Below are 16,269 nucleotides of genomic sequence, written 5' to 3'. Positions count from 1 at the left end.
ATCAGATAATTCCGCCTTCCCGTTATACCCCGAGTTCTTCCTTCATCGCAGCAAGGAGCTTGTTATTATCCTCAGTGTTGCGTACCGCAAGGCGCAGGTAGTTCTTTCCGCCTGTCTTGTTCATGAGTTCCTTTATAAGGATGTTGTGGTTTATCAGGATCTTCTTTAAGAGTTCCTTCGGATCGATACCTTCGTCGAGTTCGACCATGATGAAATTTGCCTGTGAAGGGATAACCCTTACACCCTTAATCCTGGAGAGCTCATCCTGGAATCTTGCACGCTCAGCCCTGATCTTAACTAAGGCAGCAGCATAATCCTTCTTGTACTTCTCTTCTATCTGCATGTAGAACTCGCCAAAGGAGTTGATGTTCCAGATAGCAACATCCTTCTTCATCTTTGCGATAATCTCTTCGTTGCCAGAAGCAAGGATACCAAGCCTCAAGCCAGGAACACCGTAGGACTTCGAGATGCTCTTCATTACGAAGAGGTGCGGGTTCTTTACGAGGAGCTCCTGCTCGATCAGAGTGTTGTTAAGCTCGTCAGAGAAATCGGCGAATGACTCGTCTATTACGATCGTGATGCCCTTTATTTCTGCCCAGTAAATGAGCGAGATGATGTCAGCCTTCTTGATGTAATTTCCGCTCGGATTGTCGGGATTGATGAGGATGAGGTTCTTTATTGCCTTATCCGCAAAGAACTTCATTATGTCGTCTGCCGTATAAGAGAAATCCTTATTGTCGGGAATGAAATAAACGGAATCTTCCGTATCGTAACGGTTCGGATACTCTTCGAAAGTAGGTCTGATAAATCCCGTCTTGCCGTCAAGATATCCCATGAGGCTCTTGATAAGCTCGGCAGCACCGTTTCCTACGAGTATGTTCTCCTGATGAACGCCGAAATTCTTTGCAGCTAAAAGGCTGTTAACTCTCATGCCGCTCGGATATTCCGTGAGCAGGATGTCAAAATTAGCTCTCATCTCGTCCTTCATCTTCTCGGGCGGGAAATAAGGATTTACGAGATAGCAGAAATCTAAGAGCTTCGGATATCTCCAGTATCCGCCGTATCTTCCCTGCATGAGCTTTACTCTCTCGTCGTCATCGGGCGAGAAGAGCGATTCTGCGATGTCCAGATCCTGGATGTCGTCGATCTCGTACCACTTCTGGCCTGAGAGCCTCTTTGCCCTGATCTCGGGATCTTCAAGCATCGTGATTACTCTCAATACCTGCTCGTAGTATTCGTTCTCTCCAAGAGCCGACTGATATGCCTCAAGGAAAGGAACATACTTGTTTACCGAGAAGCTCTTGCTGAACTTATAAAGGTTAACCGTCTTGTAGTATTCCTTTATCTCGTTGAACTTGAACTTCTTGCCGGGCACGAACGCCTCGATGGAATCGTCCGGACCGATCTTTACGCATGTGCCGTCCATCCAGGACTCATACTTGTCTACGAGTACCAGCGTGTTTCTGGGATCCGTGACGAGCGCGTCCAATACGGAATCCTCAAAGATCAGGTCGGACTCGAAAAGGAGCGTATCGTCCTTTACAAGCCAGTCCTTGGCGAGCGCCAGCGAATAGATATTGTTAGTCTTGTCGTAGATCGGGTTCTCGATAAATACGATAGGCGTCTTGATGTCTAATGTGCCGATGTAATCCATCAGCTTCTTGCCTTCGTATCCGACCACTATTACAATGCGGTCAAGCGAATACCTGTCTATCTGGTGGAGCATCCTGTCTATCAGGGACACGCCGTTTACCTTGACCATGCACTTGGTGTTGTTCTGAGTAAGTTCCTTAAGTCTTTTTCCCATTCCTGCTGCGAGTATTATTGCCTGCATATATCCTCCTAGAATTCAAAAATGAATTTCCATATTTATTAATTATATATTAGTTAAGCGGATTTTTATGAGGAAATTATCCGGAAATGGTTTTCGGGCGGATAGAGGCAAGAAAAGTTACTGCTCACGCGCTTTATTTTTCCCGCAATACTTCCCGCAATACTTCCCGCAATACTTCCCGCATTGCGGGAAAATGCGGGAATACGTGAATTATCCCACTGCGCCATTTTTCGGGACTTTGGGATAAATTTTGAACTCGAAATTATCCCAAGATGAGGTTTTCTTGCAGTTTGGGATAAAATCCCAGCTCAAAATTATCCCAAGTGAAGCATTTTTAAACTTTTGGGATAATTTCACCTCTGAAAATTATCCCGCGGAGGTAATAATCTAAGGTTTGGGATAAAATCGCCGCGATGGCCGTTGAGTGCAGAATATTTCTTCCGGTTGATATCGTTTTTAAAGACTTTTTCCCGAAAACGATATCTTGACCTTCCGGCTGATATCGTTTTTAAAGACTATTTCCCGAAAACGATATCTTAGCCTTCCGGCTGATATCGTTTTTGAAGACTATTTCCCGAAAACGATATCTTGACCTTCCGGTTGATATCGTTTTTAAAGACTATTTCCCGAAAACGATATCTTAACATTCTGGCTGATATCGTTTTTAAAGTTCTGGTGAAACTTCCACTATTGGGAACTAAGGGGGCTGTCTCGTTTGTTTTGAGACAGCCCCCTCTTTGGCACTTACCTTATCTTCCGGTCAGACCGCTTTGGGTCCGAACCGATTACCCGTTTTTTACTTTGGACACCAAATGCGGTCCGTCAATTATCTTAGAGCTCCGAAGGAGAATCCGTCAGTCAACTCAGATTCCCGAAGGAGGATTGGTGCAGGCACCGCCGTCGGCAAAAATACGTACAGTACCGTCAATCGTCATCTCGCCCGTAGCCATGTAACCTGCTCCCGGTACCAGATAGTAGACGCTGCCGCCTGTCCTTACCCAGCCTTCCTGCATAGCGCCGCTGCTGCCCATGTAGTACCACTTGCCGCCGGAGGCCTTCCAGCCTGTTGTCATCTCGCCGCTGCCATTGAAGATGTACCACTTGCCGGAGATCTGCTTCCAGCCTGTTGTCATCTCACCGCTGCTTCCGAAGTAATACCACTTGCCGGAGATGGACTTCCAACCTGTAGCCATGTCACCGTTTGTTGTGAAGAAATACCAGACGTTGCCGATCTTCTTCCAGCCGGTTACCATCGCACCGCCGTTGAAGTAATACCACTTGTTGCTGATCTTCTGCCAGCCTTTGGCCATATCGCCGTCTTTATTGAAGAAGTACCAATATCCGTCGATCTGCTTCCATCCTGTGACCATGTCGCCGTCAGGATTGAAGTAATACCATTTACCGCCGATCTGCTGCCATTCCGTCTTCAGGATGCCGTCAGAACCGAAGTAATACCACTTGCCGCCTATCTGCTGCCAGTTGCTGAGCATTGCGCCTGTGGTCTTGTCGAAATAGTACCAGCCTTCGCCTTCTATTTCGTACCAGCCCTTAACGAGCTTGCCTGCGTCGTTGTAGTAGACCCAGTTCTTGCCGGATCTTGCCCAGCCTGCTGCGGACATTACAGTGTATTCGACGTTATTGTAATTAACCTTTGCGGGAAGAGTTCCCGTTGCATCCTTGACAGCGATTACATTTTTCGCATCATCCATATCGCATACGATAAAGTATGTGACACCGTTGTCGACAAAATATCTGCTCGTATATTTTCTGCCGACTTCATCGTACTTGGGTACGGGGAGATATGCCTTAAGTCTTGAATCGACTGCGGAATACTTTGCATTGCCGATATCCTTACCGTCGTGATTGTAGTAACCGTAAGAGGTCATTTCTTCCTGGTTCATGTTCGTTACATCGACACAATACCAGTAGCCGTGGAGCTTTACGTAGTTCCATGCGTGAGGCTCGCTGTTTGCCGTTACGCACTCGATGCCGAGAGCATTCATTACGGCGCCGAAAAATAAAGCAAAACCTTTGCACTTTGTAGTACCCTTAACGGCACTGTAAATGCACTGGTAGTATTCCTTGTCGGCATCAGGATCAAGGTCTCTGGAAATCTCTTTACAGATCTTCAGTGCAACGATGTTTTCCTTCTCTTCAGGGAGAGTTGCGGAAGATGCCGCCTTGATGTAAGAGTCGATGCAGCTCTTGATCTCAGCCTTTACGGAAGCTCTCTTTGTTCCGTTAACGAGATCAGGATAAACATTGATCTCTATACCCTTATCGTTGTACTTATACTTGGGTTCAAGGAAGAAATACTGAGGATTGGAAACCGTGAACATCAGCTGGACCTTGTCGACCTGTTCTGCGGTAAGTCCCAGGTCTGAGCAATCAACAGAGATGCAATCACCTGGAATGTCCTCGTCGTTCAAGAGATATGCCATGCATGTCTCATCAAGTCTGTCGTAGAATATCTTCTCACCGGAAGTCATCTGCTTATAGTAGTAATCGTTCGACAAGCTCTTCCAGTAAGAACTGTCAGAAGAAGATGCGGAAACCATCATGGAAAATGCAGATATGACCAAAACAACTGTTATTAACGAACTGAATAATTTCAAACTTTTACGCATAGAGATCACCTCCATTCCGGTATCTATGCTTGGATTCTAACATCAAAAACACCGCCAGATGGCGGTGTTTCACGTATGTTAAATCAATGTTGATACTATTCGTTTTTTACTCACAGAATATTAACAAATCAGGCCTCGTTATAACGCGCGGCACGGCGTTCATCATAAAAATATAAGGATTCACCGGTTCTCGGATCTTCATAGAAAAACTCATATATATCCAGTCTTGAAGGATATATCAAAGGTCTTATATTCCCGTTGCGGTCATACATTATGATCCAATAATATGCATCCGGTGTGTAATCGACAGTATAGTATCCGTCAACTTCAGGATCACCATAGTCATCTATCTGGAGTTCTACGTGTATCTTGTCAGTCGTGAATTCATAATCATCCGGCCTGTTGAAGAAATCGTAGTAGTGAGGATTATAAGGACTCGGATACCTGTGACTTGAATAGGAATCATAATGGTAGAAAGCAACACCGGAGATTATTTTCATGGATTCCTTGTCCAATATCCATCTGCCGTTACTGTCCCTGTGGCACGGCAGCCTGTAGATGATACCTGATGTCTGTGGAGACTTGGTGCAGGTGTTCCCGTAGAACTCATCGGTATAGCAGCTGTCCCACGGCGAATTGACATGGGCATAGAGCTTTGTATCCGGCATAAAGCGGACGCTTATCTCAAGATCTTTGCTGATTATCTTCGAGGGATCGTATGCCTGTGAAAAACTCCAGCCCAAAAACTCGCTGTATTCAGCTGACGGAATAATCTTTACTTTGGCCTTCTGACCCGGAAGAACATAGAATGAGACTTCAGCATATTCTGTCTTCCCTGCTTTAAATGCCTCGAAATCAAAATCTTCGGCTTTTTCATATGTCGTTTTTCCTGCCTTATAATCATAGTGCCCGACATATGTCCACCCTGATGCTGACGAGGACACATAACTTTCATGATCAAAATCAGAGGCGGGATCAGGATAACCCAGAACATGGTATTGCTCGTAAACGCAGCCGCCCATTCGGCCGTCAAGGTTATAGCTCCCGATAAAGATCGGCGACGCATCGCCGACATTTTCGGGATCCGTAGGATCTATGTTTCCGTAAACACGTCCCGAACTCTCAAGATAAAGATGCCCGATGTATTTATCGTGCTGCATCTTATAGCCTTCAAAGTAATAGTAGCTGCCGCCGACCTTATACCAGCCTTCGACGCCTTCACCCGAACCGGGTTTGAAGTAATACCATTCCCCGCCGATATCTTTCCAGCCTGTAGCCATCGAGCCGTTCGGATTCAGATAATAAGTAACGTCACCCTCCGTGAGGAAGCCAGTCTTCATGACGCCAGAAGCATCAAGGTAATACCACTTACCGCCGTCCTGTATCCAGCCGGTCGCCATTGCGCCGCTGCTCTTTAAGAAATACCATTTGCCGCCGATCTGCTGCCAGCCGGTCTTCATGTCGCCGGAAGGACCGAGATAGTACCACTTACCGCCATCCTGCAGCCACCCCTTCTGCATAACGCCGCTCTTGTTAAAGTAGTACCACTTATTTCCTGCTTCCTTCCAGCCTGTCGCCATCGCACCCGAAGCTGTGAGATAGTACCACTTGCCGCCTTCTTCGAGCCAGCCTGTCTGCATTATCCCATCGGCATTGAAGTAATACCATCTGCTTCCAATCTGAGCCCACCCGGTCGTAAGAACGCCGTTTTCATCCGTATAGACCCAGTCGTTTCCGCTTTTGTTCCAGCCTGCGTTTTCGAAAAGCAAAGCGGGCCCTACCGAAGCCGATAGTTGCCCGCTTAAAAACTGTATAGTAGCCAGACCTGCCGCACATAAGATCTTTAACTTGCTGCTGAACATAGTATGCTCCTGAATAGAAATTGGTATCTAATAATCAGATTATACCCTCTTCTATTCTATATGTGACAGTTTAAGGATTTGTACACACTCCGTCAGATCTGAAATTATATGTCTTACCGTTGATGGTCCTTGAGCCCGTAACCATCTCGCCTGATGAAGGAACGAGATAATACCAGGATGAACCGATCTTGAGCCAGCCCGTCTTCATTGAGCCGTCAGTGTTGAAGTAATACCACTTGCCTCCAACAGCCTTCCAGCCTGTGACCATGGCGCCGGAAGATTCGAAATAATACCAGGTGCTGCCGATCTGCTTCCAGCTCGTTGCCATATCTCCGTCGGGATTAAAGTAATACCATTTGCCTGAGATAGCCTTCCAGCCTTTTACCATGTCGCCGCTTGTATTGAAGTAGTACCACTTGCCGCTTATCTGCTGCCAGCGCGTCTGCATGACGCCGCTCGTGTTGAAGTAATACCACTTGCCGTCAATCTGCTGCCAGCGTGTCTTCATGACGCCGTCAGTGCCGAGGTAATACCATGCCTTGGATATCTCCTGCCAGCCGGTAAGCATATCACCTGTGCTGTTGAAGTAATACCAGGACTTGGAGATCTCCTTCCATCCTGTAACAGCCTTGCCGTTCTCATAGTAACGCTTAACTCCGCCCTCGGTTACCCAGCCGTTCTTCGTCTGTGAACCGCCGTTGTAGTTGATCTTCGCGCTCCCGAGTCCGCTCGATGAGCTGACGCTGACTTTTTTCCACTGGGCTTCCGTACCTGCATAATTGACTGTCTTAAGCGCCGTGCAGTTCGTGAAAGCACCGGACTCGATTGTCTTGACGCTGGTAGGAATGTTTAATGTCGTAAGCGATGTGCAGTTCTCGAAAGCATCGTAAGGTATCTTATCCACATTGGATGCAAAATTGACCGTCTTGACTCCGGAACCCGTGATGCCCATCAGCTGAGCCTTAGGTACCGTGATCGTGGCGCATGCGCAGTCGACCCAATAGTATTCGAGTGTGCTCGTGGGAAGCGTGACATTCTTCAGATCTGCCATTCCCTTGAAATGGATCCTGTCCATCGTGCTGGGGAATACGACAGTCTCAAGACTGTTGCAGTTATAAGCCGCGAACTTGCTGTTAGCGGTCCTTATCGTTGCAGTCGTGATGTAATAGCAGTTGGAGAGCGTCAGGTTATTGACCGTAAGATTCTTCAGAAAGTCGATATTCTTTATCTTTACACCGTCGATCTGCAGTGTCTTGTATGTGATGTTTGAAGGAAGCGTAATGCTCTCAACATTAGGGTAAGCCGTGATCTGGAATGTCTCAACGGTTCCTGACTGAGCGCCATAGACATTGATCTTCGTTGCACCGCAGTCAAAACCTGCAAGCTTAAAGTCAAGATCGCTCATGCTAACGCCAGACATGTCGACATTGACTGTTTTTACGGACGAAAAATCCAGTTTCTCATCACCGCAGACAAAGCCGAGATTTATTGTCTTACCGTGGCATTTAAGATCCAGTGTTCCGTCGGAATATAAAGTGTAATTGAAATCCGAATCAGAACCCGAAGTGACGACACTGCCGCCGGCAGCCACTGCCATGGACAATGACGAGATGACCATCACGGCCATCAGGACTGAACATAAAAATTTGTAACGTGTACGCATCAGCATACCTCCTGAATTGAATACCCAAAGATTTTACCATCAAGAGCCTCCCGAAGGAGGCCCTTAAGTAATTTTATTTACGGATTCTGGCAGACGCCGCTCGAATTAAAGGTATAGCTCTTCCCTCCTATCGTCATGGTACCCGTTACCATCTCGCCCGATGACTTCAAGTAATACCAGGATGAACCGAGTTTGAGCCAGCCTGTCGCCATGTCGCCTGAACTGTTGAAGTAGTACCACTTTCCGCTCAATTGCTTCCAGCCGGTGACCATATCTCCGCCGCCGTTGAAGTAATACCACTTTTTGCTTATCTGCTGCCAGCCAGTGACCATGTCACCGCCGCCATTGAAGTAATACCACTTTCCGCCGATCTGCTTCCAGCCTGAGACCATATCGCCTGAGCCTGTAAAGTAATACCACTTGCTGCTTATCTGCTTCCAGCCAGTGACCATGTCACCGCCGCCATTGAAGTAATACCACTTGCCGCTTATCTGCTTCCAGCCGGTGACCATATCGCCTGAGCCGTTAAAGTAATACCACTTACCCTTGAGCTGGTTCCAGCCCTTGAGCATCGTACCTGTTGAGTCAAGATAGTACCACTTGCCGCCGTCCTTGATCCACTTGTCAACAGCCATCACGGAATCCTCGTAATAGTGCCAGACGCCGCCCTCCTGTATCCAGCCTTCAAGTCCGGTGAGCTTGGGGATGACTTCCTGGGCCACGATGACCTCGCCGCATACAGAGCAGTGCGAACCTGCCGTACGGCCTTCAGTATCCTTCGTAGGAGCGAGATAAGGATCTTCGACTATAGTATGTCTCGGTTCTATCGTTTTCTGCTCGGCGAAAACATGACCGCAAACGGAGCAGTGCCTGCCTTCGGTAAGACCTGGCTCCGTGCATGTCGGAGCATAGCCGGGATCTACGACTTCCGTATGACCGGTTGCAGCGATCTCCTGCTGTGCCTTAAGTGTTTCATGACAGACAGAGCATTCGCTTCCGTCGGAAAGACCTTTCTCGGTACATGTAGCAGCATGGCCTGCAATGACATACGGCTTATGGCCTGTCGCCTTTATCTCTTTTTGTGCCTGTATCGTTGCGTGACATACAGAGCATGCGGTGCCGTCTGTAAGGCCTTTCTCCGTGCATGTCGCAGCATGACCTGCAATGGTATATGTCTTGTGTCCGAGAGCCGCGATCTCCTGCTGGGCTTTAATGGTTACGTGACATACAGAACATTCTGTTCCGTCTGTAAGGCCCTTCTCGGTACACGTCGGTGACTTGCCTGCTATGGTGTACGGCTTATGACCCTGTGCCGCGATCTCTTTCTGAGGCGTAAGCACCTTGCTGCAGACAGAACACTTGACTCCGTCTGTAAGACCCTTTGCCGTACATGTAGCGGGAGTTCCCGGGATCAACGTCTCGGTATGGCCTTTGGCCGGTATCGTTTTTTGAGCCTTTATCTCAACATTGCATACTGAGCACTTGCTTCCGTCGGTAAGGCCTGATTTTTCGCATGTTGCATCGTAGCCTTTGACAGTAACCTCAGTATGTCCCTTGGCACGGATGACTTCCTGTTTGACTGTTATATCGCCACAGACCGTGCACTTCTTACCGTCCGTAAGGCCGTCCGTTGTACACGTGGCGGCGTAGCCTTTGACCGTAGTTTCCGTATGCCCCTTAGCAGGGATAACGGATGAAGCTGTAAATACAAAACCGCAGTTCGAGCATATTACGCCGTTTACGACACCCGGTTCGGTACATGTGGCTTCCTTGCCCTGGACAGTAACCTGGTGGTGACCCGTCTTGGGTATCACTGTCTGTTCGGTAAATACGGTATGACAGACGGAACATTCGTCTCCGTTGGTAAGTCCGTCTTCGGTACATGTGGCAGGATAGCCCTCAACCGTAACATGCTTGTGCCCGGGTGCCTTGATAGTTGTCTGGGCGACCAGAACCTCCTTGCACGTCGAACACTTAACACCGTCAGTAAGACCGTTTTTCGTGCATGTTGCCGCATAACCGGCCACCGTGACTTCTGTATGGCCCTTTGCATGTATCACCATCTGAGGTGTAAATACGGTACCGCATTTAGAGCACTTATCACCGTCAGTAAGACCGTCTTCTGTACATGTGGCTGCATAACCTTTGACCGTAACGTGATTATGGCCTGTTGCCTTTATTACTTCCTGCTGGACAGTGGTCGCGCCGCAGACCGTACACTTCTTGCCGTTCGTAAGACCGTCTTCAGTACATGTTGCGGCTCTGCCCTGTATCGTTGTCTCGGTATGACCCTTTGCGGGGATGACATCCTGCTGGACAGTGACCGTTCCGCAGACCGTGCACTTCCTGCCGTCCGTAAGGCCATCTTCAGTACATGTGGCAGCCCTACCGGAGATCTTTGTCTCTGTATGTCCCTTTGCAGGAATAACAGTCTGCGCTACAGTTATGTTTCCGCAAGTGGTGCACTTCTTACCTGCCGTAAGGCCGTCTTCGGTACATGTGGCAGCTCTGCCCGAGATCGTTGTCTCTGTATGTCCCTTTGCAGGGATAACAGTCTGCGCTACAGTAACGGTTCCGCAAGTGGTGCACTTCTTTCCGGCTGTAAGGCCTTCTTCGGTACAGGTTGCGGCCTTGCCCTGGAGCGTTGTCTCCGTGTGGCCCTTTGCAGGGATAACCGTCTGCTTTACGGTGACGGTTCCGCATGTGGTGCACTTCTTGCCTTCTGTCAGACCGTCCTCGGTACAAGTCGCTGCCTTGCCCTGGAGCGTTGTCTCCGTGTGGCCCGTTGCAGGGATCACGGTCTGCGCTACAGTGACGGTTCCGCAAACAGTGCACTTCTTTCCGCTCGTAAGGCCGTCGGCCGTACATGTTGCTGCTTTGCCCTGGAGCGTTGTCTCAGTATGCCCCTTAGCAGGGATTACCGTCTGCTGAACGGTGACCGTTCCGCATGTGGTACACTTCTTGCCTGCCGTAAGACCGTTTTCCGTGCATGTCGCTGCTTTGCCCTGGAGCGTTGTCTCAGTGTGGCCCGTTGCCGGTATTTCCGTAGCACCGAAAACCTGACCGCAAACCAGGCAGTGCGTTCCGCCGTGTCTGCCGGGCTGTGTGCAGGTGGGTTCGATATCCTCGTTCTCCAAAAGGAGGTGCTGAGCGGGAATTATCTGCTGAGCGACCAGAACCTCATTGCAGACCGAGCAGTGCTTTCCTTCGGTCTTGCCTTCGTGTGTGCAGTCAGCCGTAACGGCTTCATCGATAACTACAGTATGGCCTTTTGCGGGAACTGTCTGCTGAGCCTTGATGACTTCTTTGCAAACAGAGCAGTGGCTGCCCTGTGTAAGTCCGGTGTGGGTGCAGTCAGGCGCAACCGCATTATCGGTAACTTCCGTATGACCTGTTGCATAAACAGTCTTCTGAGGCGTAAGCACATCAAAGCACCTGGCGCAGTGGTAACCCTCGGAAAGGCCGTTCTCCGTGCATGTCGCAGGGACAGCGGGATCTAATGTCCTTATATGTCCTAAAGACGGTATGACTTCCTGCTCAACGATCCACTTGCCGCACAAAGAGCATTTGCTTCCGTCTGAAAGTCCCCAGGAGACACATGTCGGAGCATATCCTGCAACAGGAACTGCCACGTGATTGCAAGGGACCTCGTTATAGTGGATCTTGGCACTGCCCAGAGCACCTGAACCGATGCTTATCTTATTCCACTGGGTCTTTGTTCCGGGATAGTAGATATCCTTAAGTGATGTGCATCCCTCGAAAGCATATGAGTTGATCTCAGTAACGCTCACCGGGATTATGACCGTCGTAAGCGCGGTACAGTTCTCGAAAGCGTCGTAACCGATGGTAGTCGCTCCCGAAGAAATGGTAGCCGTCTTCAGTTTGCTTCCTGTAACGGCGAAAAGAGAACAGCTCGGGATCGTGATCTCTTCAAGTTCGTAATCCATGACATAGAATTCAAGACAGCTGTCAGGCCAGGTAATATCCGTCAGGTAAGACATACTTCCCTTAAGATGGACACGGTCCATGGAGCTTGGGAAAGATATCGACTCCACATAAGGGCAGTACGAGATCGCGAACTTGCTGTTTGGAGTCGTTATTGTAACGTCCTCCAGATCGTAACACATGGAAAGCGTCAGATTATTTACCGTACGATTCTTTATGAAATCAACATTCTTAATGCTTGCATAGTTTATCTGGAGCGTCTTATATGTGACTCCCTGAGGGAGGCTGATATTCTCGACCCTCGGGAAGTTCGTGATCTGGAAAGTATCGATGGAGCCGCTGCTGATGCCCGTAACATTGATAGTCGTCGCATAGCATTCGAAGCCGTCAAGCTTAAAATCGAGTTCGTTAAGGTTAACGCCCGACATATTAACGTTGACAGTCTTGATCGATCTGTAATTGAGATCTTCATTTCCGCAGGCATAGCCCAAAGCCACGGTCTTACCTGTACATGTAAGATCCAGTGTTCCGTCCGAATATAGAACGTAACGGAAATCATCCTCGGTTCCGGAGGTAACTACACTTCCTCCCGCAGAGACGGACAGGGAGAGTGCTGAGATAACCAGAAACGACATTAAGACAGTACAGAGAAGCTTCCATCGTGTACGCATACGCATACCTCCTCATTTTGATTACCATTTAATTTTATCAAATACCGCTCTGCCGAAATGCCGGATTAATTGAATTAAGTGTTTAATTATGATGAACAAAATCTGTTGGTTTTCCCTGTTGACCTCCGGGATCTTCCCAGCCCCTGACGAGGAATTCTCAATTTGCAAACAAAAAAAATCGTGGGATATCCCTCACACCTCAATACAAAGGAGTTGTATCAAAATGCCGGTATAGCCCCTTACTTTCGCTTTTTGGCTGGCATTTGCCCAATGCCTGCTTTTCTGCCGTATAAACGGCGAAAAACTGACCCCTTGAAGTGGATGTGCTAATGACCAGCCATGTCTGCCGGAAGGCCGAAGTATCGAAATGTTTAAGAAACTTCCGTTTCCGATACCTGTCGAGAGTTCAACGTATCGAAATCCGGGGAAATCCTTTGTTTTCGATACCTCGGCTGAACCGCAGATATCGTTATTGAGATTTTTCTTCCGAAAACGATACCTTTGATCTTCCACTGATATCGTTTTAGAAGTTTTTTTCCTGAAAACGATATCTTTGATCTCCCGCTGATATCGTTTTTGAAGACTTTTTCCCGAAAACGATATCTTTGATCTCCCGCTGATATCGTTTTTGAAGACTTTTTCCTGAAAACGATATCGTAGCTTTCCTTGCAGGCGATTTTATCCCAAACCGTGAATTATTGCCTCCGTGGGATAATTTTCAGAGGTGAATTTATCCCAAAAGATTAAATATGCTTCACTTGGGATAATTTGCGGTCCGAATTTTATCCCAAATCGCAAGAAACCCTCATCTTGGGATAATTTGCGGTCCAAATTTTATCCCAAATCACAAGAAAACCTCATCTTGGGATAATTTCGATCTCACCTTTCAAAAGTCGAGGTATCGAAACGCAGATAATCACTTCGATTTCGATACCTGTCGAAAAGACAGGTCAGAATTCTGCAATCAACTGCCACACTTGCTGAAACAATAAGGGCTGTCTCATTATGTTTTGAGACAGCCCTTTTGCAATTTTTTATACAAATTAAATCTATCAGGGATTGAGGCAGACACCGCTGTTATTGAAGTTGTATGTCTTGCCGCCGATTGTCTTCGTGCCGGTTACCATTTCGCCGGATGAAAGCATGTAATACCACTTGCCGCTCAGTAAGACCCAGCCGGTCTGCATTGCGCCGTCATCCTTGAAGTAATACCACTTGTTGCCGATCTGCTGCCAGCCGGTTACCATGTCGCCGCCTTTGTTGAAGTAATACCACTTGCTGCTTATCTGCTGCCAGCCGGTGACCATGTCGCCGCCATTGTTGAAGTAGTACCACTTGCCGCCTATCTCCTGCCAGCCGGTGACCATTACACCGTCAGCTTTGAAGTAGTACCACTTTCCGCCGATCTCCTGCCATGAGGTTACCATGACACCGTCGCCTCTGAAGTAATACCATTTGCCGCCGATCTGCTGCCATGAAGTAAGCATCTGGCCGCTGGTGTTGAAGTAATACCACTTATTTCCTATCTTCTGCCAGCCGGTGACCATATCGCCCGTGGTGCCGAAGTAATACCAGTTGTTGTCTATCTTCTGCCAGTCGGTCATGAGCATTCCGTTCTGATCGTAGTAATGCCACAAGCCCTTCTCCTGGACCCAGCCGCGGTTGTCGGTGAGCTTCGGGACGACCTGCTGAGCCACTATCGTGCATCCGCAAACGGAGCAGTGAGAGCCTTCAGTAAGACCTGTCGAAGTCTTTGTCGGTGCAACAGCCGGATCCTTTACTGCGGTGTGTCCTTTCGCTGCGATCGTCTTCTGGGCGACCGTCACGGTTCCGCAAACGGAGCACTTCTTTCCGTCAGTGAGACCAGTTGCCGTACAAGTCGCTGCTTTTCCTGCGACTGTCACTTCGGTATGTCCCTTCGCAGGGATCGTCTTCTGGGCGACCGTCACGGTGCCACATACAGAACACTTCTTTCCGTCAGTGAGACCAGTTGCCGTACAAGTCGCTGCTTTTCCTGCGACTGTCACTTCGGTATGTCCCTTCGCAGGGATCGTCGTCTGGGCGACGGTCACCTTGCCGCAGACAGAACACTTCTTTCCGTCAGTAAGTCCTGTCGCAGTACACGTAGCGGCTTTTCCCGCAACTTTCACTTCCGTATGTCCCTTCGCAGGGATCGTCGTCTGGGCGACGGTCACGGTGCCACATACAGAACACTTCTTTCCGTCAGTGAGACCGGTCGCAGTACACGTCGCGGCTTTTCCCGCAACTTTCACTTCCGTATGTCCCTTCGCAGGGATGGTCGTCTGGGCGACGGTCACCTTGCCGCAGACAGAACACTTCTTTCCGTCGGTAAGTCCCGAAGCGGTACATGTAGCGGCTTTTCCTGAAACGGTTACTTCAGTATGTCCCTTGGCGGGGATCGTCTGCTGGGCCTTTGTAATTACTCCGCAGACAGAGCACTTCTTTCCGTCCGTAAGTCCTGAAGCGGTACATGTAGCGGCTTTACCGGAAACGGTAACTTCAGTATGTCCCTTGGCAGGGATCGTCTGCTGGGCTTTTATTACGGCTCCGCATTTCGAGCAATGGCTGCCTTCGGTCTTACCGGCCTTTGTGCATGTGGCAGCGACTGCCGCATCGGTGACAACTGTGTGGTTGCATGTAGAACCGCCGCCATTGTAGTTTATGTTCACGTTGCCGAGACCGCTCGATGAGCTGATGCTGATCTTCTTCCACTGATCCTGTGTGCCGGCGTAGTTGACTGTCTTAAGAGCCTTGCAGTTCGTGAATGCACCCGATTCGATTTTCTTAACACTGGTCGGTATGTTTAATGTCGTAAGCGATGTGCAGTTCTCGAAAGCATCGTAAGGGATCGTTTCGACATTTGAAGCGAAATTAACCGTCTTTACTCCGGAACCGGTAATGCCCATCAGCTGTGACTTTGGTACTGTGATAGTGGAGCATGCGCAGTCTACCCAATAAAATTCAAGAGTGCTCGTCGGGAGCGTTACGTTCGTAAGGCTCGACATTCCCTTGAAATGTATCCTCTCCATCGAGCTCGGGAAAACAACAGTCTCAAGGCTGTTGCAGTTATAAGCCGCGAACTTGCTGTTTGAGGTCCTGACCGTGGCAGTCGTGATGTAATAGCAGTTTGAGAGCGCAAGGTTATAGATCGTAAGATTTTTAAGGAAATCAGTATTCTTTATCTTTGCGCCGTCGATCTGAAGCGTCTTATAAGTGATGTTTGAAGGGAGCGTGATGCTCTCGACATTAGGGTAAGCCGTTATCTGGAATGTCTCCACGGTTCCCGACTGGGCGCCATATATGTTGATCGTCTTTGCGGCACAGTCAAAACCTGCGAGCTTAAAGTCGAGTTCATTCAGGCTCACGCCGGACATGTCGACGTTGACCTTCGTTATTTTCGTGAAATCCAGTTTCTCATCGCCGCAAACGAAGCCGAGGTTTATCGTCTTGCCGTGGCATTTGAGATCCAGCGTTCCGTCGGAATAGAACGTGTAGTTGAAATCAGAATCAGATCCCGAAGTGACGACACTGCCGCCTGCATTTACGATCGCCGAGAAAGATGAGATGACAAAAAATGCTGCCAAAAGGGTTAAGAGTGTCTTGATCCGAGTACGCATCAGCATACCTCCATAAAATTATGCACTCC

Annotated in this window: 6 protein-coding genes; all 6 read right to left on the bottom strand. The window is 48.7% G+C overall.

The window, feature by feature from the left end; genetic code table 11:
- Positions 1 to 22 precede the first annotated feature (22 nt).
- Complete coding sequence (locus BO18_RS00495) at positions 23 to 1,834, bottom strand: aminotransferase class I/II-fold pyridoxal phosphate-dependent enzyme (protein ID WP_034442272.1); 1,812 nt, start codon at positions 1,832 to 1,834, stop codon at positions 23 to 25.
- Positions 1,835 to 2,697: 863 nt separating this feature from the next.
- Positions 2,698 to 4,461 carry a hypothetical protein gene (locus BO18_RS32195; RefSeq protein ID WP_051688379.1) on the bottom strand — a complete coding sequence of 588 codons (1,764 nt, stop codon included), beginning with the start codon at positions 4,459 to 4,461 and terminating at the stop codon, positions 2,698 to 2,700.
- Between the two features lie 128 nt (positions 4,462 to 4,589).
- Positions 4,590 to 6,323, bottom strand: a complete 1,734-nt coding sequence (locus BO18_RS35960) for an N-acetylmuramoyl-L-alanine amidase family protein (protein WP_051688378.1) — start codon at positions 6,321 to 6,323, stop codon at positions 4,590 to 4,592.
- A 70-nt stretch (positions 6,324 to 6,393) separates the two neighbouring features.
- Positions 6,394 to 7,986: a leucine-rich repeat protein gene (locus BO18_RS32185; protein ID WP_051688377.1), complete on the bottom strand. Its 1,593-nt coding sequence runs from the start codon at positions 7,984 to 7,986 to the stop codon at positions 6,394 to 6,396.
- A gap of 77 nt (positions 7,987 to 8,063) precedes the next feature.
- Positions 8,064 to 12,602: a leucine-rich repeat protein gene (locus BO18_RS32180; RefSeq protein WP_051688376.1), complete on the bottom strand. Its 4,539-nt coding sequence runs from the start codon at positions 12,600 to 12,602 to the stop codon at positions 8,064 to 8,066.
- Positions 12,603 to 13,654: 1,052 nt separating this feature from the next.
- Positions 13,655 to 16,240 (bottom strand): leucine-rich repeat protein, encoded by a 2,586-nt coding sequence (locus tag BO18_RS32175; protein WP_051688375.1) that lies wholly within the window; start codon positions 16,238 to 16,240, stop codon positions 13,655 to 13,657.
- Positions 16,241 to 16,269: the final 29 nt, after the last annotated feature.

This window comes from Butyrivibrio sp. AE2032, assembly GCF_000702965.1.
This window is presented reverse-complemented; position numbering and strand designations above follow the sequence as displayed.

Coding starts and splice junctions, on each gene's coding strand:
- BO18_RS00495 (WP_034442272.1), bottom strand. CDS start 1,834: ATGCAGGCAATAATACTCGCAGCAGGAATGGGAAAAAGACTTAAGGAA.
- BO18_RS35960 (WP_051688378.1), bottom strand. CDS start 6,323: ATGTTCAGCAGCAAGTTAAAGATCTTATGTGCGGCAGGTCTGGCTACT.
- BO18_RS32180 (WP_051688376.1), bottom strand. CDS start 12,602: ATGCGTACACGATGGAAGCTTCTCTGTACTGTCTTAATGTCGTTTCTG.
- BO18_RS32185 (WP_051688377.1), bottom strand. CDS start 7,986: ATGCGTACACGTTACAAATTTTTATGTTCAGTCCTGATGGCCGTGATG.
- BO18_RS32195 (WP_051688379.1), bottom strand. CDS start 4,461: ATGCGTAAAAGTTTGAAATTATTCAGTTCGTTAATAACAGTTGTTTTG.
- BO18_RS32175 (WP_051688375.1), bottom strand. CDS start 16,240: ATGCGTACTCGGATCAAGACACTCTTAACCCTTTTGGCAGCATTTTTT.